Origin of the sequence: Actinomadura luteofluorescens (assembly GCF_013409365.1) — a bacterium.
In the GTDB taxonomy this organism is placed as follows: domain Bacteria; phylum Actinomycetota; class Actinomycetes; order Streptosporangiales; family Streptosporangiaceae; genus Spirillospora; species Spirillospora luteofluorescens.
Genome location: NZ_JACCBA010000001.1, coordinates 2,763,417 through 2,783,828 on the forward strand (window position 1 = coordinate 2,763,417; position 20,412 = coordinate 2,783,828).

Consider the following 20,412-nt stretch of genomic DNA (forward strand, 5'->3'; position numbering starts at 1 on the left):
TCAAGCGGGACGCAACGAATCCCTTTTCTCGCCCCACGCATCTCTGTAAGCTTTCGCGCGTATTCGGCCCGTTGTCTGCTGCCGCTCAGGGATGGCGATGCGCATACGTTCCTCCCCTCTGGGGCCTCGCCGCGCCGCCTGCCTGACGGCCGTCCTGGCCGTGTGCACGGCCGCCGGATGCGGCGCCTCCGGGTCGTCCGCCAGCGGCGAACTCTCCCCCAACGGCAGGTTCGACACCGGCGGCACCCCCGCCGCCTCCCCCACCGCGGTCCCGACGGAGCAGCTCTTCAAGACGGTCCTCGCCCGCTACCGCGCCTACCAGGCCGCCTACCAGAAGGCCTACGAGAAGAACGACCCCGCCGGCCTCACCGAGGTCGCGATGGACCCCCTTCTCACCGAGGTCACCGACGACGTCGAGGCCACCAAGGCCAAGGGACAGATCTGGCGATTCGCGAAGACCCTGAACCCCCGGGTCTACGCGGCCTCCAAGGACCGCACGAAGGTCTACCTCATCGACTGCGTCAACACCGTCGCGGGCTACCGCTTCTCCGCCAAGACGGGCAAGCGGACGGGCGGCGGCAAGGGCGGCGCCTACCTCTACCGGTACACCGTCCAGTACGACGGTGATTCCTGGAAGGTCGCCGCTTCCGTCCGGGACCGCACATGCTGACATCCCCCAGAGGACACGCGATGTCTCACACCCCCAACCGGCGCCGCGTCGCGTCCGGCATCACCGTGGCGGCCGCCCTGCTCTCCACCTTCGCGGCCCCGGCCGAGGCCCTCGCCGACGGATGCGGCGTCGCGAACAAGGGCCTCGACTGCAACCTGTCCGGCGTGACCGGCGGGCGCGGCGGAGGAAACGGCGGAGGAAACGGCACAGGCGGATCGGGCGGCGTCAGCGGCCCGGTGGCCCCGCCCGCGCCCGTGGGCCTGACCGACAACCAGGGCGTGGACGGCGTCGACGGCCCCGGCGGCAACGCCCCGCCCGCGGCCCAGCCGCCCGACGTCTGGACGATGATGCAGCGCGCCAGGGCCTCGGCCCCGTTCCCCGTGCCGACCGCCTACACGGCCCCCAAGGACAAGACCTTCGTCCGGCTGCGGACGAACCTCTGGGTGGACGGCTTCACCGTCGTCAAGACCGACCCGATCTCGGAGGGCGGCGTGACCGTCCAGGCGACGGCGACCCCCACGTCCGTCAACTGGAACCTCGGCGAGACCCAGATCACCTGCAACGACGCGGGCAGCAAGAACGGGAAGACCTGCGGCTACACCTACAGGCGCTCCTCGACGGGCCAGCCGGGCGGCGCCTGGCAGATCACCGCCACGATCACCTGGAGGCTCGCCTGGACCTGCACCGGCGCCCCCTGCGGCGGCGGCCTCGACGACTACACCATGACCTCCCAACCCACCCCCCTGGCCGTCAGCGAAATCCAAACCAACACCCACGACTGACAGTGATGATGTTCGTGGTGACGCCGCAGGTGGGTCTGACCCGCCGACTGACTGACGTCTCGACTGTCCTCTTTGGGGATTTGTCGGCCCGCCAGGCGTCATTACGCACGCGGCCGGACGGGCGTTTGTGACCTCATAGGAGCTTGGTTCAGAAGCCCCGTCACTGTCTTGTCCACCCGCCCGACCGGCGCGTGCCGCCCTGACGGACACGCAAGGACGGACACCCCCAGCATGACGCACGATGAGCTCGAGGTCACCGGCGGAGTCGACACCCACGGCCTGACCCACCACGCCGCGATGATCGACGCGGTGGGCCGGCAGCTGGCCGACCGCGAGTTCCCCGCCACCGTCGGCGGCTACCGCGACCTGCTGAAGTGGATGCGCGTCCACGGCACCCTCACCGCCGTGGGTGTGGAGGGCACCGGCGCCTATGGCGCCGAACTCGCCCGGGTCATGACGGCGGCCGGGGTCACCGTTGTGGAGGTGGGCCGGCCGGACCGCAAGATCCGCCGGATGCGGGGCAAGTCCGACCCCATCGACGCCTACGCGGCAGCCACCGCGGCAGCCACCGCGGTGCTGGCCGGGCGGGCCACCGGCGTCCCCAAGAGTCGGGACGGCGTGGTCGAGGCCATCCGCGTCCTGCGGGTCGCACGGCGCAGCGCGGTCAAGGCCCGCACCCAGGCGATGAACCAGATCCGGGGGTTGCTGGTGTCGGCGCCGGCCAGAGTGCGTGAGCAGGTCACGGGACTGAACCGGGCCACGCTGATCGGCGCCCTGGCCCGCCGGCGATCTGTCGGACCCGCCGACGGCCACCAGGGCTGCCCTGCGCCGCCTGGCCCGCCGTCACCAGGCGCTGGACATCGAGATCACCGAACTGGACACCGAACTCGGCCCCCTGGTCCAGCGGGCCGCTCCGGCACTGCTGGAGCTGTTCGGCGTCGGGACCGAAACCGCAGGACAGCTGCTCGCATCGGCGGGGGACAACGCCGAGCGCATGCGCTCGGAGGCCGCGTTCGCCCATCTGGCCGGGGTCGCACCGATCCCCGCGTCCTCGGGCCGCACCCGCCGCCACCGCCTCAACCGCGGCGGCGACCGCGCCGCCAACAACGCCCTGCACACCATCGTGCTGGTCCGCATGCGCCACGACCCGCGCACCCGCGCCTACGTCCAACGCCGCACCACGCAAGGGCTGTCCAAGAAGGAAATCATGCGCTGCCTCAAGCGCTTCGTCGCCCGCGAGATCTATCGCGCTCTGACCAGTACCTCAACCGGGAGCATCACCCAAAACGATCTTGCTCCCGCAGCTTGACAACTATAGGAGCATCCCCGTCCCCATCGACCAGCCGTCAACGCATCCGTCCCATCCACCTCAGTCTTGCCGTGATGTACAAAGTGTGCACTCGGATCACTGTGTGCACTATGGTCGAGGGATGGAGTCCTACCCGATCAAGGAAGCCCGCGTGCGTCTCGGCGATCTCCACGCAGCCGTCGTCCACCGGGCCGCGCACCCCCGTATCACCAAGAACGGCAAGGACCCGGTCGTACTGGTCACCGAGCAGGAGTGGCGGGAACTCCAGGAACTCCGCCTTGAGCGGGCAGCCCGAGAAGCCGATCGGGAGGCCGCGCGTATCCGGCCCCACCTGGAGGCCGGCAAGACCCCGCCGGGTTACGAGGTCTACACCCGTGAGCAGATCGCCTCAGGGGACTGGCTTGCCTGACCACCTCACCATGTCCAGGTTCATCCGGCTGCAAATCGCCGCGATGGCACCGCACTATCGCACCGCGATCCAACTGGTGATCATGTCCTTGCTCAGCGATCCGGTACCGCCTGACGCCAAACCACTCGGCATTGAGGACCTGGAGTTCGCGCACTATGTGGTCACCCGAGACGACATCACGGTGTACTACCTGGTCATGGGCGAGACCGTCGTGATCAACAACGTTCATCCCGACAGCTGAGCCTGTCGAAGTCCTCCTGTCGCTGGATCGCGGCGGAGGAAACGGCGCAGGCGGATCGGGCGGCGTCAGCGGCCCCGCGCCAGGCAGATCACCGCCACGATCACCTGGCGGCTCGCCCGGACCTGCACCGGCACCCCCTGCGGCGGCGGCCTCGACGACTACACCATGACCTCCCAACCCACCCGCCTCGCCGTAAGCGAAATCCAAACCAACACCCACAACTGACCCCACCCCAGCCCGCCGGCCTCCAGCACGTCGCCGCTCGCCGCTCTTCACGACCGCGAGCCCCCGAAACGTAAGGCCCCGCGCTGGTGCGCGGGGCCTCGTCAATGGTCGTCCTCAGCTGCGCGCCCCGCCGGGGGGCAGCGGCCGCTGCGAACAGCTTCTACTTCCTCGACCTACGCGTCTTGGAGGTGTTGCCGTCGTCCTCGGACTCCGTCGAACTCTCAGAGCCCTTGGACTTCGAGTTCGTGGAGTTCGTGGAGTTCGCGGCGTTCTTGGAGCTCGGGCTCGCGGAGGCCGCGGAACTCGGGCTCACGGAAGCCGTGGAACTCGGGCTCTTGGTGCTCTTGCGCTGCTTGTGCTTGTCGTGGTCGGGTTCCCACTCGTACCCCGGTACGCCGTCCTCGCAGTAGCTGTCGGACACCCGGGTGTCGGTGGCGTCCCACTCGCACCAGCGGTCCTCACCGCCGCAGGCGGCCAGGCCCAACACAGCAGTCGCCGAGATCAGTGCCGCTACGAGAGCGGTCCGCATCCTTCGCACTGGCGTGACCTCCGCGAGTTCACCCCCACTGAAGGGTCTTCATCGGGAAGTCACGGCCTTCTCGAACGTCACGGATACGAATGCGGTGGGTTGCAGGAGCTCCTACAGCACGGTGGGGCTGCGGCGTTCGAGTAGGACGACGTCGCGCCAGCGGCCGTGGTGGCGGCCGATCTTTTCGCGGGTGCCGATGGTCCGGAAGCCTGCGCCCGTGTGGAGGTGGAGGCTGGCGGTGTTGTCGGGGAAGACGCCGGACTGGATGGTCCAGATGCCGGCGGTTTCGGTGGAGTCGATGAAGACGAGATCCGCAAGCGCGTCCAGGACCTGCTCGCCGAACTGGAGGGCGCGCCGTCCTGAGGCCGGTTCGCGGCGCGGCGGGTTAGGCGGGGTCAGCCTCCAGGTCGTCGTGGCCAGCCTCGTCGGCAGGGGCGTCGAGGTCGTCGGGGGCGGCCGAAAGGATCGGCAAGGTGGAGGGTTCGACGGTCAGTGCGATGGTGCCGCTGTCTTGCCCGGCCGCGTCGATTCCGGCGGCGGTCCAGTGCACGCTCAGCGGCCCGGCGGTGCCGGGGGCGATGGCCAGCGGAACCGGCTCCAGCACTATCCGGGCATGAGCGCGCAGGTCGATCGGATCGAAGGAGATCCGCACTCCTTCGGGCCGCTGTTCAGCTTCCCAGTTGGTGAGCACCGGGATGTGCGGGCGGTAGGGCGTGGGTATCTGCAGGTGAGAGAAGGAGGCGATCAGCGGTGGGGAGCTGGGAGGAGTGCCGCAGGGCTTGGGCGGGTCGGGCAGGTCCAGGTTCTTGGAGTTGGTCTCCCAGTTCGGATCGATGCACCGAACTTCAGGGCTCTGAACGATCACGGTGACCTCGACCCCGGCGAAGGGCTGCTCGCCGGTGTTGACCAGCGTGAGCGCCAGGTGCGCCGGCCGGTGGTCCTTCAGATCTCCGGTGACGGCATCGCGCACGTCTCGGCGCACTTGTTCCAGATACGCCTCGATCTCGGCCGCGTACTCTTCCCGGCTGCGCGGATCGGGGGGCACCATGGCGCGGGCGGCAGCAGCGGCGAAAAAGCCTCGCGGCTGCGCGCCATCGGTAGCGGCTGCTGGCGGCTCGTACCGGGCCGCCAGCAGCCGCTCGCGCTCGCGCTCGGTGAAGCCGGCCAGCAGTTCGTCCAGCGCCGGCGCGGCCTCGATGCGGGGCGGGTCGGCGACCAGCACGGTGTGCAGCCGGGTCCCGGCGGCGCGCAGGCGGCGTTGGAGCATCTCCCGCTCGTGCTGGTCGGCGCGTTCGGTGTCGCCCGGTCGGCGGATCAGGATGGTGCCGTGGTGGTAGCCGTGCCGCTTGTCCTTCGGACCGTCCGCGGTCTGCGTCTTCTTGGTGATGAACAGGTCCTTGAGCAGGAAGCGGATCGGGTCGCCCGGCTTGGGCGGGCCGATCTCCACCACCAGCACCTCCCGGCCCTCAACGGTGACGTACTCCGGCGTCCAGGTGATCTCGCTGCCGAGGTAGGGCTGCAGGGTCTGCACCAGCCGCTGGGGGTCGACTCCGGCCACTCCCTGCAACTGGCCGGGGCTGACACCGACCAGCAGGTAGGCGTTGCCTTCGCACCACTGCGCGGCCACCTCCGGATCCCGGTTGGCGAAACCCAGGATCTGCCGGACCAGATGCAGCAGCCCGGGCTGCGAGGTCAGGTCCAGCGTGCTCTTCCACTCCACCCACAGCGACTCGTCCTTGTCGTCGGCGGCGCGCACGGCCTCGACCAGACGCCGCAGCTCACTCGGGCGGCGGAACGGACGGGACAGGTCCTCGATCGGAAACGGCACAGCCCGCAACGCTACGCCGGCCACCCGGAGGCGACCAGCGGTTTTGCGTCGAACCGCCCTCTATGGCCAACTGCGGCGGCTGACCGTCCGGTGCGGTCGCCCGGGGCCGGGCGCGTTCAAGGCTGCCGGGCAGGTCCCGGTGCCGGCGGCGGACAGCAGGTGCGCAGGTAGGCCTGCAGCTGCTGGATCGACGCTCGTACTTTGTGAATCCGAGCTTGGCGTACAGCTTGAGGGCAGGCGTGTTTGTGTCCTTGATGTCCCGTAGGACGTACTCCTCGTAGCCGGGCAAAGCCCGCAGGTGCTGCAATGGTGCCTGGCCGACCTCGGTCTCACCTTGTCGAGGAGGTCCACACCGACGACATCTACGCGCGTCTTGCCGAGCTCGACCACCCGGCCAGCTGACCGCCGGTTCAGCTCGTCATCGCCGCACCGACATCGAACTCCGTGCCGAACGGGTCCGTGATGTTCGCGACCCGCCCGTAGATCATGTCGTAGGGCTCGGCCGAGGTCCCACCCGCGTCGACCGCTCGCCGCGCCGCCGCATCGGCGTCGTCCACCTGGAACAAGGTCCCCCAACGGGACTTCGTGGCCTTTGGGTCACCGGCGATGCCGCCGATCTCGTGGCCATCCGGTCTGCGCAGGAACGTGAAGTCGAGCTCAGGCATGTCCGGGTTGGCATCCAACGTGTAGCCGAAGACCGCGACGTAGAAGTCGCGCGCGGGCCCGGATTCCGCGGTGACCAGGTCGTTGCGGAGCAGGGCGTTCGGCTCGTTGACGATCTCGCAGCCGATGTGGGCACCGGCCTGCCACAGTCCACACTGCGCACCGGTGGTGTCCTTGATGATCGCCGTCCGGCCCTGGTCCAGCACGTCCATCGGACCGGTGATGATCGAGCCGCCCGCGTCCCGCGCTCGGGCGGCCGCGGCGTCACAGTCATCCGTCGCGAAGTAGACGTTCCACCAGAAGTCCGTGGCGTCGGGATCGGGGTTCGGCCTGATGGCCGCGACGGGTCTGCCCCGTAGCAAGCACTGGGTGTAGTGGCCGAACTCCGCCGGTCCCACATCGAACTCCCAACCGAACAACGCGCCGTAGAAGGTCATCGCGCGGTCGAGATCCGGGATGCCCAGGTCGATCCAGGTCGGTGTGCCAGCCGGCTGCGTGGTGGTCAGCTCGCTCATCGTCTCTCCTTGTCGTGTCCCCATCTTGTCCCGCATGACCCCGGAACCTAAAGCACCGGTGTAAACCCAGCTCACACCGACGTGGGCTGCCCCCTCCCTCACTTGCACTTCGGGCCGCGCATAGGCCGTGACGTCGTAGCCGCGCTCCAGGAGTTCGACGACGGTCAGGGAGCCGATCGCTCCCGTCGCGCCGAAGACGGTGACGGTCATGCTCAGAACGACCAGGGACCGAACCGGGCCACGGCCACGAAGGCCGCGACGACGAACAGCACGCCGGGGAACGCGATGGCGCCGGGCTCGTGGCGGCGGCGGTGGGCGTTCATCGCCAGGAGCATGGTGATTGCCAGGCCGGTTGCTGCGAGCGGCGTGAGGATCGGGGCGATGTCCAGAGCGGCCGGGAGGATCAGGCCGATCGCGCCGAGGAACTCCGCGGTGCCGATGAAGCGCACGGTGCCGGTCGAGTAGTCCTCCACCCACGGCAGCTTCTCGAGAAGCTTCTCCTTCGACTGGGTCGTCTTCATGACGCCGGCCATCAGGAACATCGCGGCCAGGATCCCCTGGAGCACCCACAGGAACACGTTCATCAGTCAAGGCCCTTCTCGTTCGAGACTTAGTGGCGCGGACGCTCCGGGTCGGTGTTGCGAACGGATTAGTTGAGCACGGTGCGCGGCCAGCGCCTCGGCGATTGGGGCGTTCTCCGTTCCGTCCTCGAGACCGCCGCCGACCAGGATCACCGGGGCCCGTCGCCGTGCCGTGTGTAGCCGATGGTGGTGCCGTCGACGGAGGTCACAGTGTTCATGCTCCTAATTTAGGAGCATTCACACCTGGTGCGCAAGTACACTCGGGTGCATGAGCAAGAAGCGGCTGTTCGACGACCCCTGCGGCATCGCGCGAGCGCTGAACGCGGTCGGCGAGCGGTGGGCGTTGCTCGTCGTGCGGGAGCTGGTCTTCGGCCCGAAGCGCTACTCCGACCTGCACCGCGGGCTGCCGCAGATGAGCCAGAACGTCCTCGCGCAGCGGTTGCGCGAGCTCGAAGCCGACGGCCTGGTGCGGCGAAGGCGCCTGGGACCGCCTGCGCCCGCCGCCGTGTATGAACTCACCGAGCGCGGGCAGGAACTGGAGCCCGTGCTCCGCGCGCTCGCCCACTGGGGCAGCCGCGCACCGCTGCCCGAGGACGGCGCGGCGGAACTGAGCGTCGACGCGCTGCTGTTCGCCCTGCGCGCCACCTTCGATCCGGCACTGGCGGGTGAGCTGTCGCTGCGCTGCCAGCTGGACGTCGCGGGCGATCGGTTCCGCATCACCGTTGCGGGCGGGCGCCTCGAGCTGGACCGCGGTGAGCACGCCGAACCCGAGGCGTGGCTGAACGTGCCGGAGGCGGCGACATTGCGCGATCTGGTGTTCGCCGGTGCGGCGCTGCACGACGCCGTCGAGCGGGCAGACACCGAGGTGACGGGCGATACCGCGCGGCTCGCCGCACTGCTGCGCTGCTTTCCCGCAGCCGTGCGGTATCCGGCGCCACAGGACCCCGGGCCGCCGGATCCCGTGTCGCCGGGCCTCGGGTCACCGAACGCCGAACTCCCGGATCCCGCCGTCAGCGCAGGAAGTCGTCGGGGGTGAGCGGCAGTCCGCGGACCCTGGACACCGGTGGCGAGGTTACGCAGGCCGACAGTTCAGACTCCGCGGGCTCGCGGAACTCATCGCCGAGACGACGACGCACCACTTGGATAGCGACCAGCAGCTCAACGCCTGGCGCTGGTCCAAGACCGAGCATGATCGACTTGTTGCAGTAGCCCATCCCCTAACGGACACGCACATCGGAACGGAATGTCACGCCAGCGTCAGCCGGAACGACCGCCTAACGAGACTTTTCGTTCCGATGCTGGTCGACCCTCCTCCCATGAACCCCAGGCTAGTCGAACATGTTTTCGGTTCCGGCTGCAGGGTGGGAACCGGGCGGGTTCTAGCTCAGGGCGCCAGGACGCGCCGGGCGACCGCGGCGTAGCGGGCGGCCGTGGTGTGGGAGACGTTGAAGACCATTGCCAGGTGCAGCGGGTCCGGCGCCGCGGTCAGCGCCTCGTGCAGCAGCCGGTCGCGGCGGATGCGTTCCAGATCCACCCCGCGCCGGGACACGTGCGCCCTCAGGAAGGCCGACGAGACCGGCCCCTGGCCGAGCGCGGATTTGGCTGACAGCACCAGGTGCGGGTTCGGGGTGAAGGGCCAGGTCACATGGCGGTGGTCAAGCCAGGTCACCAGCGTGCGGTAGGGCAACTCGCCCAGGCGCTGCCGGTGCCCGGCCAGAGTGATGCGCCGGTTGGGCAGGTCGACGTCCGGCAGGGCAAGGAGCCGGATCGCCTTCGGCCGTGCGGCGTGGACGGCGGCCAGGGCGACCACCATCCGTTGCAACGGGGTGGTGGTGAGCTGCTCAACGGCCCGGATCTCCTCCTCCGTCATCGGAAGGAAGCTGGGATCGACGGTGGGCAGGGTCAGCCGGGTCGTGGGATCAGTGAAGATCAGGCCGCTTCGCTTCGCGAAGCGGAACAGCGATCGCAGGGCGTTGATCGCAAGGCAGCGCTGGGCGACCGTCAGCGGATCGAGTCCGGCGGTGATGTCGGTCGCGGTAATCTCCCGCAGATGGCGGCGGCGCACCGCCCAATCCATCAACAACGGCCGGACCGCGCCGAAGTAGGCGTAGATGCTGGAGTGGGCCCGCGGCCGGGACCGATCCTCCCCGTCCAGCAAGACCAGCAGCCACGCGCGCACGTCGTCGGCGAACCCGGCGGGCAGTTGCCCGGTGCGCCGGTCGATCCAGGCGCGGATCGGCGCGACGGTGTCGTCAACGACGATCAACCCGATATCGCTGAGTACCTCGCATATCCGGGGAGTAGACCCGGGCCCCCGCAGGGCGTGGATATCGCTGAGCGTGATCTGCCGGTCCGAGACGGGTCGGGCGAGCACCGCGGTCAGACCGTCGAGGGTCTTGAGCAAGGTCGTAGGCGACCAGCCGTGCAACTCGGTCAGTTCCTGCGCTCGGGCGGCCGCGGCCGCCAGGACGGGATCGTCGGCGGTGAGCGCGGGATGCCGCCAGCGCCCCAGGGGCGCCAGTCCGCGGGCCTGCCGGGCGCGGCCACAAGCGTCACGGCAGCGCCGGTCGCAGAAGAGCCGATCGCGGCGTGAACCTCCCGGCAGCGGACTGCCGCAGTGCCGGCAGTTCACCGGGGCGGCAGTGAGCGACCGCTCCGGGGCCGAGGAGCCACCGAGGGCGCCACCGAGGGCGGCTGCCCAGCGGCTTTGCGTTGCTGGTCATCGGCTTCTGGAGCGGGGACGCTATCAGGTTCAGGCAGCAGCAACTCCTGCACGCCGCAGCCAAGCACGGCGCAGATGACGTCCAACTCGTCCAGGCGGACGCTGTTGGGCTGGCCCGACCACAGTCCCGACATCTTCCCCGCGCTGATGACCATGCCGCGCTCGGCAAGCATCCGCTGCAGTTCGCTGGCCTTCCAGATGCCGCGATTGGCCGCGGCCAACCGCAGGTTCCACTTCATATCAGGCCAGTCCCTTCCATCGGTCGGTCGCGCGCTGCTGCCCCTGCACCCAGGCGTCCTCGACATGAGTGTGGTTGACGTGGACGTATCGGACCGTGGTGCCGGTCCAGGCGTGTCCGAGGAGTTCCTGGATAGCCAGCAGGCTCATCCCTCCCCTGTACAGCTGGGACGCGCAGTAGTGCCGAAGCACGTGCGGAGTGAGCCGACCCGTCCACTCCGGGAGGTGCTTTGTGGTCGCTTTGGCCAGCGACCTGCGGAAAACGTCCGCCGTTACCCGGCAGCTCGAACCGTCCTGGTTCTTGCGCTCAGAGGGGAACAGCGGGGCGCCGGGCCGGGCGTGGTCCAGGTCGAAGTAGCCCCACACGTCCTCGATGAACCAGCGAAGGCTGCGGTCGGCGCCGTTGATGAGCGGCACGAGCCGCTGCTTGGGGCCGCGCCGCCGGGCGCCCTTGCCATGCCGGACGTTCAGCTTCCCGAACCGGCCCAGGTCCCAGCGGACATCGTGCAGATCCAGCACCCGCGCCTCGTTGATCCGCAACCCCACATCGGCCGCCAGGCGCGCAGCCGCGTAGTTGCGCGCCGTGGGCGCGAACTTGCGGCAGACCGCCAGGTCCTGCCGCCACCCGGCGAACAGCGCCTCGATCTCGGCCTCCGAGGGAGGCACCCGCAACTGCAGCTCGATCGACAACTGCGGTCGGTTGATCTCATCCAGCGGGCACTCGACCCGTCGCCCGACGATGTTGTACAGCTCCACGGCATGCCGCAGCTCCAGAAACTGGAAGTACACCGTCAGTGCGCTGGCACGCCCCTTGCGCGTTGCGGGGCTGGCGTCCCGCAGCACCTTGCCGAAGTAGACATCGGCATCAGCCGGCTCCATCTCCCACAGCGGGCGATCGAACCAGCGCCGCATCATCTCCAGCTGAAGCACGTCCGAGCGGATCGTGCCGTCAGCAAGTCCGGCCGAAGACCGCGCAACACGAACCCGGCCAGCACATCGGTCTCGAAGTTGAGGAGCTCTTCCTGGCTCGCCGGAACCCGCTGGTCACGTAGATCACGGACAAGCGCCAGAGTCACCCGAACCTCTTTGACTTCACCTACACCATGGGATCGTCAGGGAGCATGGAGATGTTTCACTCAGGCTAAAGTTTGCTCAGACAGCCCACGGGTCGCTGGGCAGGCGCTTCACCCCAGGTCCAGCGGCGATGGGAACCTGAGCCTCGATTCGAACCCACCGGTTGTTGCTCATCTCCTTTGTGATCGAACAACCCCCCGTCGAATGAGGGGCATCGCGTCCTACCGTCCCCGGAGATGATCAAGATGCAACTCCGAAGCCGTGATGCCGTGCCGGGTCGACGCCTCGCACCTTCATGACGCCCGAGCGCCCCTACGGCGGCCTCGACGAATAGACCATGACCTCCGAGCCCGCCCCCTGGCCGTCAGCGGCCCCGCGGCGCCAGGCAGATCACCGCCACGATCACCTGGCGGCTCGCCCGGACCTGCACCGGCACCCCCTGCGGCGGCGGCCTCGACGACTACACCATGACCTCCCAGCCCACCCCCTGGCCGTAAGCGAAATCCAGACCAACACCCACGACTGACCCGCACCCGGCCTCCGGAACCACAGCCTTCCGTAGCGACGACGCGGACGGCTGCTGGCTGCCCGAAGTCGTATCTCGCTCCTCCGGACTTCGTCGGCAGCCGCTGACCCGCAACGCCACGCGCGACGGCCCGTCTCTTGGCGTCGGGCTCTTCCCCGTCCGGCGGGCCCTCCGCCCTCTCGGCAGTCTCGTCCAGACGTCCACGAGGACGCACCGAGATCTCACCACCGGGTAACTGTTCACCGGGACATCTCATCTGCCCGCCGTGACGCGTCTCACTGGACATTCGCGCCCCACCCCGGACGATTATCGGTGTCGGCACTTAGCGCCGGCCGTAGGAAGCGAACAAGAGGAGGAACAGACGATGGCGAAAACCTTCAACTTCAACCCACCGGACCTCGGCGACGACGAGGAGCGCAGCCAGCCGCGGCAGGGCACGCGGGCGCCGGAAACCGAACAGCAGGTGGCGGAGCGTCAGCAACGCGCCTTCGAGCAGCAGACGACCATGCCCGACCAGGGGTGACGGCAGGGTGAACCTGCCCTAGCCCTGGCGGCTGTGGCCCACGTTCAAGGGGCGACCGGTGCTCACCGCACCGGCCGCCCTTCTTTCGCGTCGCGGCATAGACCCGCTGCAAAAACCTCACTCCCCTGATCTCGGCACCCGTCGTCCCGAGAGTTTGCGGGAGCCCGCCGTCGCCACCCGCGCACGCTGTGTCCGAGAACTCACCCGGCCCACGGCCGGTTCTCCGTCGGCCCCGGGGACCGAGAGCGGCGGACACGGAGCCTCGCGCGGCGGTCAACCTTCCCTTTCGTCCCAGCTGTGGTGGACCCCTACTGATCAGCGACCTGCCCTCCGCAGGGGATCTCGTCCACACCATGGCTGCCAGGCCGAGCAGGCACTCACCCAAGCAGGACGCCGCTAACTGCCTCTTCAGGCAGTAGCACCAACGCGCCTGCCCCGCCGCTTCCGAACGGCCGCACGCACTACTCGCAGAGTGCCGCGCCACCAGCGAGCGCACCCTGATTCAGGCGCTCCGCATTGCGCCGCCGGTCGCGGCGTTGAGGGTCCGTTCGCCCCTACCCGGACTCGTTTCTCTGCCAAGCAGGACGGAAATGGAGGCTCGCCGTCCATCGCCGCTTGCAAGAGGCTCGGGGAAGACGAACGGATGAGAACGCGCCCCCTGGCCTGCCACATGCCATGGTTCAGGGAGATTTCCCAGGACGAGTAACGCTCGCGTAGGGAAACCAGTGCGTCGGCGTCGTTCACGACGTGCTTTCAGGGAGCAGCGCCCATACGGCCTTTCCACCGCCGCCGAGTGGTTGCGTACCCCATTCCTTGACGAGGACGTCCAGCATCGCCAGCCCACGTCCACCCTCGCTCAGAAGGTGGGCCGAACCCGCCATCGGTAGGGCGTTGGAGGAGTCGAAGACTTCCACGACCGTTCCCTTGTCCGCCTGGACGACCCGTACGGTCGTGGTCGCGCTTCTGGTGTGCTGCAAGACGTTCGTGACCAGTTCGGACACCACGAATTTCGCCACATAGGCGTCCTGGCCCCACGTCCCCAGGACGGCCTCGACCCAATCCCGGGCCACCTTTACCGACTCGGCCCGAACCGGCACCACGATCTCCGCGGGGCACTCCATGAACGATCACCTCCGACTTTCGGTAACTCCCCGCACAGAATCCACTCCAAGGCGTAACGTGACCACTAAAGAAAGACAACACACGCACCCCGGTTTCAGAGGGTGTGAGCCGGTGCCAGGAGGTGTGTCACATGGCTGCACGCAAGCCGACCCGTCAGACGATCGCCTTCGGCCAGGAGGTCGTCCGTCTTCGCCACGAAAAGGGCCTATCGCGGCTCGAACTGGCCGAACGGGCCGCCGTGAGCCGCAGCTACATCGCCCAGGTGGAGAACGGGACCACCCGGTGCCGCAGAGACTTCGCCTTACGGCTTGACGACGCTCTCGGCACCGACACCGCTCTCACCGACGTCTGGGACGACATCCTCAAATCTTCCGCCCACCCAAGGTTCTTCGCCGACTTTCCGAATGCAGAGGCATCGGCCGCGTTTCTCCGAGCTTTCGAGAACACGCTTGTCTATGGGCTACTTCAGAACGAAGACTATGCTAGAGCCCTACTTGTCGATGATGCCGCCGTGAACGCACGCTTGCGGCGCCAGTCCATCTTGAGCGGTGACCACCCACCTGTGCTTTGTGTGGTGTTGGACGAAAGCGTGCTACATCGGCTGGTTGGTGGCCCCATAGTGATGCGCAGCCAGTGCGAACACCTTTCGACCGTCTCCGAGATGGAGTGCGTAAAGCTGCAGATCGCACCCATCGCCTACTACCCGGGCGTCCACGCACCCTTCACTCTGGCCACCCAGGAGAACGGCGATGAGCTGGTGCATCTCTCAACTCTGAACGGAGGGCATACTTCTAGCGATTCGGCAGATATACTCTACGCCAGCAAGGCTTTTGCCACCCTCCAGGCACATGCCCTCTCGGTGGCGGAATCTCGAAGCCTAATCCGAAGGGTTCTGAAGGAACGATGGAGCTGAGCTGGAAAAAGTCGAGTTACAGCGACAACCTCGGCGGCAACTGCGTGGAGCTGGCGCAGCTCGGCGAGGACGTGGGCATCCGCGATTCCCAGGATCCGGACGGGCCGAAGCTCCTGCTCGCCCCCACCGCCTTCCGCGCGCTGCTCGCGGACCTCAAGCAGCAGTAAGGCCAGACGGGAGCCCTCGGCCCTGTCCGGTGAATCTCGGTGGCCGGCCCCCTGCCCCCGCTCGGGGCCTCATCAACAAGATCACAGTTTACGGCTGGGGTATCGGAGCGCGATCAGACCCGCCATCGTCGGTTCGAAGCCGCGAACTCGAAGTAGAACGCCTTCAAGCCGCCGTCTAAGCGTGTCTGGCCGGTCGGTTGCCGCTCAAACCCCACTAACAGTTGCCCGGTCTGCTGGGCAACGTCGGACAAGCCCTGCACGGTCTCCCGGCCCCGCAAGGTCTGCGCCATGCACCCCGGGACAGACTGGCCCCTTGGGGAGCGGCCTCGGGTTCTACCGGGCGAGTGCCGGAAAGTCTGCCCGGCGGCGGGGAGACGGCTACGATCACCGCGTTCATATCTGATCATGTTCGGGAGCGGCACATGGTGGGGATCCGGCCCTTGGCTCTTGGTCTGTTGATGGTGCCCGTGCTCGGATTGGCGGCCTGCTCGGGCGGCGACAGCACTTCCGCCGCTGGGAGCGCGGGGAGCGGCGAAAAATCGCCGCGTCCCTCACCTGTACTGCCCTCTTTCAAGGGAAAGACGCTCGACGCCGTCAGCGGCGAGTTGCAGCGTTCCTGGCCCGCCTACACCAGGGCGTTCAAGGCTCTGCCCGACGGTCACCTGTTCGACGGCGAGTCCTACTCCAGCACCTGGGTCGTCTGCACGCAGGTCGAGGACCCTCAGGGGAAGAAGGTGGAGCTGGGCTTCCTGCCCCCGCAGGTGCCCTGCCCACCCGACGGCCGCGTGACCACCTGGCCCGTCGTGCCCGACTTCGTCGGCAAGACCGGAACCGACGCAAAGCAGGCCGCCCTGCGGCTCGGCTTCCCGCTCGTCAGCAGCCAGCCCATCGTGACCGAGGGATACGACGACAGTTCGCACCTGGAACGTACCGTCTGCACCCAAGCCCCTCCCGCCGGCCAGAGCATGCGCCAGCACTACGGCACGACACTGAGCCTGCGGGTCGCCGACAGCAAGGGATCGTGCACCCCATAGCTCCCTCGCCCCATCGGCGGCCTGCTGGAAACTCCAAGCTCGACCTTTGAGGCAGCCGATCCCGTAATACGCCGATCGGGCAGCGGCCGGTGAGCGTGCGCATCACCCTTCCAACATGAGCCGCAGGCAGGCGAGAAGTCTCGCCAGGCATACCGCGTCGCGGCCGCTACTGATGATGCCCAGCGAGGTCGGCGGTGAGGCCGCCTCGCTGGGCATTGGGGGTCAGGCATGGCGCGGTCGTCTGGGCGGCCGTGCCATGTGGGTGGATGGGAGCAGAACGTGGTCAGTTCCGCTCCTGAAAAATGGTCCGCTAGAGACTGCGTCCCTTAGGACAGCCCGGCCGCGCCGAGCGCGATCACGCCGAGCACCATGCTGACGATCGCGAGCCTTTGGTAGGCGAACTTGATGCTCACCAACCTGCTCTTGACCTGGATGTCGTCTTCGCGCACCTCATCGAACGTGAGGGGCGCCTTGTCCTTGCCCGGAGGGGTGTACTGGTGCTTGCCTCGCAAGAACGCGATGAGCTGGCCAGGGCCCAAAGCGGCATAGATCCTAAAGGTCGCCCTGGAGTTCGGGCGGGCCGGCCAGGCCACCTTGAGCAGCAGCACCAGGACGGCGAGCGCGAAGAACACACCGGCCGTCTGGCCGAAGATCTGCGCGAGTTTTCCAGCCTTGTCGAACGCGGTGAAGCCGGCGACGGCTCCACCCAGCGCCAGCGCCATGAACATGCTGGACTTGTTGTCGATACGCGTCAGCTCGGCCAAGAGCGCGGTGCGCTCGGTGTCGAGCTGGTCGGGAATCTGACCGGCGGCAACCTCGGTGGGCGGCTTGGCCACGACCGATTCCCTCGCCGGGCGCATCCGCTGCGGATTCCGAACACGTCCCCTCTGACCCGCGGAAACGGGCCGGATGGCGGACCTCCGGGACCGTTGGACCTGCAAGCGGGAGACTGGAGTGAACGTGGACATGATTGTGTACCCCTTTTGATTTGCAGTGACTCGATATCCATAGCCTAGAGGAAATCCGCACGGCCCGCCGCGCAGGACCACGCCGAGACCAGTGGGTGGCGTCTCTGCGGCTACCGCCAAGGCCTCGGCAAAGCGTTACAGAAAGACGGACTCGTGTTCGCCAGGCGTTACTGCGTAACGCTTGGATATGACGCCAACCGTGCTGAAGAGCGTTGCCGAATTCAGCTTGGTGGGATCAAGAGCGGTGGCCTGGCGTGCGACCTGCGGGCCGGTCCCGGCCGGGGACGATCACCTCTGAAGCGCGCCCCCAACTCAGCACGGGCGCCACACGAATCAGGGAGATGACCACGACCAAGCCGGTCAGCGCCGAGTGCGGTTCGGCGTGTTCTGCAGGATCGTCGATCTTGCGGTTCCTGCCAAGATCGTGCGGGAGCGGCCGGACTCGGTGGCTTTCCGCGTCGTCGGCTCTCGCGTCCAGAATGGGACGGAGGTGGGGATTTGGTTGCGGGGTGGGGGCGGGAACCGTTTAACTGACCTGCCGTGGGCTGGATCAGACGTTCTCCACGCAGCGCCCGGACCGACACGGCTGGGAGGCGTGCTCCTTGGTAGCGTCGCTGATCGCCTTCGCCCTGCTGGTCGCGGTCATCGTCTCACTCGTCTGGCTCGGTGGGAGGGCACTGCGCGGCCACTCGGCGCGGCAGGCCGAGCGCCTGGCCCTTCGGCAGCAGGCCGTGCAGGAGCTCCGCCTTAGGGATGGGCGAGACGGCCACCTCGCCTTCGTCGAGCACGTCTACCAGCGTGCGAGGACGGGCGCCAAGGCAATCCTCGTCTGGGACGCCACCGGCAACCGCCAGGACGCGTGGTTTCACGACTGGCCCAGCATCCCCGCCGGAACCTACCTTCTCCTCGTCGGAACCACCGGTTACGGCCCCCACAACCAAAACCCCCGGGTTTACTACGTCCGCCGCCACCAGGTACTCACCATGATCTGAGCGGCCGGGTCGTGCGCGTCATCGCCGTTCCACTGCGCCGCCCATCCGTCCTCGGCCGTGTCGTCGCGCCGCATTGCCGCGCCTCCGTCCGGACCGAGCGCGAGCGCGAGCAGGTCGGATACGTGGGCGACCGTGCGGACGTAGACACCCATTCGAGAACGTAGCGGCCCTCCAGCGCGCGCAATTCCTGAGTTCGAGCGACCGGCATCGAGCTGCCATTCACAGAGTCCTCCAGTTGCGTCACAGAAATTCCGCGCGGTGGCATCCAGGGCGGCGCCGAGGGAAACGTCACGATGAAACCATGTCGCACATCCGCGATCCCGAGCATCGGTCGCCGGGAGTAGGTCTCGCGCCCCATGTGCGCTTTGAATCTGCTGGCTAGGGTCGGCGCTCATGGAGACCACGGGAGCTGTTCGCCGCCAGGTGGCGGAGCGTAGGCGCGACACCCTGGAGCGGCTCGTCGGCGAACGGGATGTGTGGGTGTCGACAGCGCATCCTGATCATGGCCCGCATCAGGTGCCGCTGTGGTTCTTGTGGGACGGGCGAGCGGTGTGGATGTGCACCGGCGCCGCGTCCGCGACTGCGCGGAACGTCCGCGATGAGCCGCGCGTGCGCCTGGCACTGCCGGACACCTTCGACGTGGTGCTCCTCCAGGGCAAGGCGGAGTGCTTCCCGGACCAGGAGGTGCCCGATGACGCGGCGGAGGCCTTCGCCGCCAAGTTCGGTTGGGACCCACGTACGGAGGACGACCCCTTCGTCTACGTGCGCGTGGTGCCAGAGACCGTGCGCGCCTGGCGCGGCGAGCCGGAACTACGCGGCAGGGTCATCATGCGCGCCGGGACATGGCTCGATTAGCCACCGCTCCAACCCGACCGAAATCGCCAGGTTCGGTTTCTGCGGCGCCCGGTATGGCAGCGTGTGCGGCGGCTGCGGGGCCCGTTAGCGGATGTCGTGGTCGGGGTTGGTCTGGTCGTATCGGTGCCGGGCCTCGGCGATGACGTCGCGATGGGCGAGAGACCAGTCGGCGAGTGCTTTGACCAGGTGGGTGAGGCTGTCGCCGGTCTCGGTCAGGCGGTAGTCGACCTGGGCCGGGACGGTCGGATACACGGTGCGGAGGACGAGTCCGTCGCGTTCCAGCCTGCGCACGGTGAGGGTGAGCATGCGCTGGGAGATGCCGTCGATCGCGCGCTGCAGTTCCCGGAAGCGCCGCGGCCCGCCGGCGAGTTCGACGACCACGAGTACCGACCACTTGTCGCCGATGCGGTCCAGGACCTCGCGGATCCCGCAGTCCGGGTGGCCCGCGCGCCCGCAGGGATCGAGGGCGGCTGGTGCGGCGGTTACCCCGGTGTGCGTGGGTGACATGAAACTGCCTCCTTGTGGCCGGCGCGCGGGCGAATCAAGATCAAGCGTAGTTACCGAAGAGAACCACTACGGAAGACCGTGACACACATGATCTTGGTGACCGGAGCGAACGGGAGCCTCGGCTCGGCGACTCTCGCGGCGCTGCACGCCCGCGGCGCGAGCGCGACAGGCGGCAGCCGCACGCCCAAGGACGGGATGCGGCGCCTCGATTTCGACAACCCCGGCGGCATCGACCTCGCCGGGATGTCGACCCTGGTGCTGGTCTCCGCCGGCTATGCCGAGGACGACCAGGTCGTCCGGCGGCACGCGGCCGTCCTGGACGCCGCCGCCCGTGACGGCGTCCGCCATGTGATCTACACCAGCCTGACCGGCGCGGGCGACCACCTCGCTTTCGCGCCGGCGCACCGCGCGACCGAACGGCTCGTGCGCGCCTGCGGCATGCAGTGGACGATCCTGCGCAACGGCCTGTACGCCGAACTGTTCGGCGCTCTGCTGATGTGGACCGGCGACGGCGTGGAGTCCGCGTTCGGCGACGGCGCCCTGGCCGCGGTCGCCCGTGCGGACCTCGCCGAGGCCGCGGCGATCGTCGCGGAGGATCCGGCACGGCACGGCGGGCGCACCTACGAGCTGACCGGCACGCCGATCACGGCGGCGCAGGTGGCCGGACGGCTCGGAGTCCCCCACCGCACGATCGGCCTGGGCGAGTACCGGCACAGGCTCCTGAACGTGCCGGAACTGCTGCCGTTCCAGCCGCCCATGCTCATCTCGATCGCGACGGGCGTCCGGCACGGCTTCCTCGACGGCACCGGCCCCGACCTCGCCGACGTCCTCGGCCGCCCCGTGAGCGATCCACTGGCCACGGCCGTCGCGGTCGCCTCCGCCATGAGACCGGGAGCAGCCGGATAACGACGGCGAGCATGTCCACTGCGCCGGCATGAGTCCTCCCGGGGCCCTTCTGGGAGGACTCATGTGCGTCGTCGCGCCTGGGAGGCCATGCGGCCAGGGGACCAGGTCCGGCGT

Annotated in this window: 24 protein-coding genes and 1 pseudogene; 15 read left to right on the plus strand and 10 right to left on the minus strand. The window is 68.2% G+C overall.

Going from position 1 to position 20,412, the window contains the following annotated elements; translation table 11 throughout:
- Nucleotides 1-97 precede the first annotated feature (97 nt).
- From BJY14_RS12805 to BJY14_RS47195, 7 genes and pseudogenes are all read left to right on the plus strand, one after another.
- Complete coding sequence (locus BJY14_RS12805) at nucleotides 98-670, plus strand: hypothetical protein (protein WP_179843819.1); 573 nt, start codon at nucleotides 98-100, stop codon at nucleotides 668-670.
- Nucleotides 671-690: 20 nt separating this feature from the next.
- Nucleotides 691-1,452, plus strand: coding sequence for a hypothetical protein (locus BJY14_RS12810; protein ID WP_179843820.1), 762 nt, complete (start codon nucleotides 691-693; stop codon nucleotides 1,450-1,452).
- Nucleotides 1,453-1,683: 231 nt separating this feature from the next.
- Nucleotides 1,684-2,761, plus strand: a pseudogene (locus BJY14_RS12815) (IS110 family RNA-guided transposase).
- A gap of 121 nt (nucleotides 2,762-2,882) precedes the next feature.
- The gene (locus BJY14_RS12820) at nucleotides 2,883-3,170 is read left to right on the plus strand and encodes a type II toxin-antitoxin system Phd/YefM family antitoxin (protein ID WP_179843821.1); all 288 of its coding nucleotides are present in this window, start codon (nucleotides 2,883-2,885) and stop codon (nucleotides 3,168-3,170) included.
- Between the two features lie 10 nt (nucleotides 3,171-3,180).
- On the plus strand, nucleotides 3,181-3,411 hold the full coding sequence (locus tag BJY14_RS12825; protein WP_179843822.1) for a hypothetical protein: 231 nt from the start codon (nucleotides 3,181-3,183) through the stop codon (nucleotides 3,409-3,411).
- Nucleotides 3,412-3,740: 329 nt separating this feature from the next.
- On the plus strand, nucleotides 3,741-4,046 hold the full coding sequence (locus BJY14_RS12830; protein WP_179843823.1) for a hypothetical protein: 306 nt from the start codon (nucleotides 3,741-3,743) through the stop codon (nucleotides 4,044-4,046).
- Between the two features lie 287 nt (nucleotides 4,047-4,333).
- On the plus strand, nucleotides 4,334-4,528 hold the full coding sequence (locus tag BJY14_RS47195; RefSeq protein WP_218905332.1) for a hypothetical protein: 195 nt from the start codon (nucleotides 4,334-4,336) through the stop codon (nucleotides 4,526-4,528).
- A gap of 22 nt (nucleotides 4,529-4,550) precedes the next feature.
- Here BJY14_RS47195 and BJY14_RS12840 read toward each other — a convergent pair whose 3' ends face one another.
- The 3 genes from BJY14_RS12840 to BJY14_RS12850 all read right to left on the minus strand — a co-directional run bounded on the left by BJY14_RS12840 (nucleotide 4,551) and on the right by BJY14_RS12850 (nucleotide 7,755).
- A complete protein-coding gene (locus BJY14_RS12840; protein ID WP_179843824.1) occupies nucleotides 4,551-6,017 on the minus strand; it encodes an AlbA family DNA-binding domain-containing protein in 1,467 nt (488 codons plus the stop codon).
- 386 nt (nucleotides 6,018-6,403) lie between these two features.
- Entirely contained in the window at nucleotides 6,404-7,381 is a 978-nt protein-coding gene (locus BJY14_RS12845; RefSeq protein WP_246395891.1) for a VOC family protein, read from the minus strand.
- Nucleotides 7,382-7,383: 2 nt separating this feature from the next.
- Nucleotides 7,384-7,755 carry a DoxX family protein gene (locus tag BJY14_RS12850; RefSeq protein WP_179843825.1) on the minus strand — a complete coding sequence of 124 codons (372 nt, stop codon included), beginning with the start codon at nucleotides 7,753-7,755 and terminating at the stop codon, nucleotides 7,384-7,386.
- Between the two features lie 265 nt (nucleotides 7,756-8,020).
- Here BJY14_RS12850 and BJY14_RS12855 point away from each other — a divergent pair, with 265 nt between their 5' ends.
- Nucleotides 8,021-8,788, plus strand: a complete 768-nt coding sequence (locus tag BJY14_RS12855; RefSeq protein ID WP_179843826.1) for a winged helix-turn-helix transcriptional regulator — start codon at nucleotides 8,021-8,023, stop codon at nucleotides 8,786-8,788.
- 348 nt (nucleotides 8,789-9,136) lie between these two features.
- Here BJY14_RS12855 and BJY14_RS12860 read toward each other — a convergent pair whose 3' ends face one another.
- The 3 genes from BJY14_RS12860 to BJY14_RS12870 all read right to left on the minus strand — a co-directional run bounded on the left by BJY14_RS12860 (nucleotide 9,137) and on the right by BJY14_RS12870 (nucleotide 11,641).
- The gene (locus BJY14_RS12860) at nucleotides 9,137-10,156 is read right to left on the minus strand and encodes a site-specific integrase (protein WP_218905334.1); all 1,020 of its coding nucleotides are present in this window, start codon (nucleotides 10,154-10,156) and stop codon (nucleotides 9,137-9,139) included.
- A 224-nt stretch (nucleotides 10,157-10,380) separates the two neighbouring features.
- The gene (locus tag BJY14_RS12865) at nucleotides 10,381-10,713 is read right to left on the minus strand and encodes a helix-turn-helix domain-containing protein (protein WP_179843827.1); all 333 of its coding nucleotides are present in this window, start codon (nucleotides 10,711-10,713) and stop codon (nucleotides 10,381-10,383) included.
- A 1-nt stretch (nucleotide 10,714) separates the two neighbouring features.
- Nucleotides 10,715-11,641: a tyrosine-type recombinase/integrase gene (locus tag BJY14_RS12870; protein ID WP_218905335.1), complete on the minus strand. Its 927-nt coding sequence runs from the start codon at nucleotides 11,639-11,641 to the stop codon at nucleotides 10,715-10,717.
- Between the two features lie 1,034 nt (nucleotides 11,642-12,675).
- Between BJY14_RS12870 and BJY14_RS12875 the strand changes: the two genes are divergently transcribed.
- On the plus strand, nucleotides 12,676-12,834 hold the full coding sequence (locus BJY14_RS12875) for a hypothetical protein (protein WP_179843828.1): 159 nt from the start codon (nucleotides 12,676-12,678) through the stop codon (nucleotides 12,832-12,834).
- A 740-nt stretch (nucleotides 12,835-13,574) separates the two neighbouring features.
- Here BJY14_RS12875 and BJY14_RS12880 read toward each other — a convergent pair.
- Nucleotides 13,575-13,955 (minus strand): ATP-binding protein, encoded by a 381-nt coding sequence (locus BJY14_RS12880; protein ID WP_179843829.1) that lies wholly within the window; start codon nucleotides 13,953-13,955, stop codon nucleotides 13,575-13,577.
- 131 nt (nucleotides 13,956-14,086) lie between these two features.
- On the opposite strand from BJY14_RS12880, the gene BJY14_RS12885 reads away from it, so the two are divergent.
- The 3 genes from BJY14_RS12885 to BJY14_RS12895 all read left to right on the plus strand — a co-directional run bounded on the left by BJY14_RS12885 (nucleotide 14,087) and on the right by BJY14_RS12895 (nucleotide 16,070).
- Nucleotides 14,087-14,869, plus strand: a complete 783-nt coding sequence (locus tag BJY14_RS12885; protein ID WP_179843830.1) for a helix-turn-helix domain-containing protein — start codon at nucleotides 14,087-14,089, stop codon at nucleotides 14,867-14,869.
- Nucleotides 14,860-15,036 (plus strand): DUF397 domain-containing protein, encoded by a 177-nt coding sequence (locus tag BJY14_RS12890; protein ID WP_179843831.1) that lies wholly within the window; start codon nucleotides 14,860-14,862, stop codon nucleotides 15,034-15,036. Before BJY14_RS12885 ends, BJY14_RS12890 begins: the two co-directional genes overlap by 10 nt.
- 422 nt (nucleotides 15,037-15,458) lie before the next feature.
- Complete coding sequence (locus tag BJY14_RS12895) at nucleotides 15,459-16,070, plus strand: PASTA domain-containing protein (RefSeq protein ID WP_179843832.1); 612 nt, start codon at nucleotides 15,459-15,461, stop codon at nucleotides 16,068-16,070.
- Between the two features lie 326 nt (nucleotides 16,071-16,396).
- On the opposite strand, the gene BJY14_RS12900 is transcribed toward BJY14_RS12895, so the two are convergent.
- Nucleotides 16,397-16,906 carry a Pycsar system effector family protein gene (locus tag BJY14_RS12900; protein WP_179843833.1) on the minus strand — a complete coding sequence of 170 codons (510 nt, stop codon included), beginning with the start codon at nucleotides 16,904-16,906 and terminating at the stop codon, nucleotides 16,397-16,399.
- A 734-nt stretch (nucleotides 16,907-17,640) separates the two neighbouring features.
- Here BJY14_RS12900 and BJY14_RS12905 point away from each other — a divergent pair.
- Entirely contained in the window at nucleotides 17,641-18,030 is a 390-nt protein-coding gene (locus tag BJY14_RS12905; protein WP_179843834.1) for a hypothetical protein, read from the plus strand.
- Here BJY14_RS12905 and BJY14_RS12910 read toward each other — a convergent pair.
- The gene (locus tag BJY14_RS12910; RefSeq protein ID WP_179843835.1) at nucleotides 17,994-18,182 is read right to left on the minus strand and encodes a hypothetical protein; all 189 of its coding nucleotides are present in this window, start codon (nucleotides 18,180-18,182) and stop codon (nucleotides 17,994-17,996) included. The two genes, BJY14_RS12905 and BJY14_RS12910, sit on opposite strands and share 37 nt — an antisense overlap.
- 241 nt (nucleotides 18,183-18,423) lie before the next feature.
- Here BJY14_RS12910 and BJY14_RS12915 point away from each other — a divergent pair, with 241 nt between their 5' ends.
- Nucleotides 18,424-18,885: a pyridoxamine 5'-phosphate oxidase family protein gene (locus BJY14_RS12915; RefSeq protein ID WP_179843836.1), complete on the plus strand. Its 462-nt coding sequence runs from the start codon at nucleotides 18,424-18,426 to the stop codon at nucleotides 18,883-18,885.
- Between the two features lie 84 nt (nucleotides 18,886-18,969).
- Here BJY14_RS12915 and BJY14_RS12920 read toward each other — a convergent pair whose 3' ends face one another.
- Nucleotides 18,970-19,392: a winged helix-turn-helix transcriptional regulator gene (locus BJY14_RS12920; RefSeq protein WP_179843837.1), complete on the minus strand. Its 423-nt coding sequence runs from the start codon at nucleotides 19,390-19,392 to the stop codon at nucleotides 18,970-18,972.
- A gap of 87 nt (nucleotides 19,393-19,479) precedes the next feature.
- Here BJY14_RS12920 and BJY14_RS12925 point away from each other — a divergent pair, with 87 nt between their 5' ends.
- Nucleotides 19,480-20,298: an NAD(P)H-binding protein gene (locus BJY14_RS12925; RefSeq protein WP_179843838.1), complete on the plus strand. Its 819-nt coding sequence runs from the start codon at nucleotides 19,480-19,482 to the stop codon at nucleotides 20,296-20,298.
- Nucleotides 20,299-20,412 lie beyond the last annotated feature (114 nt).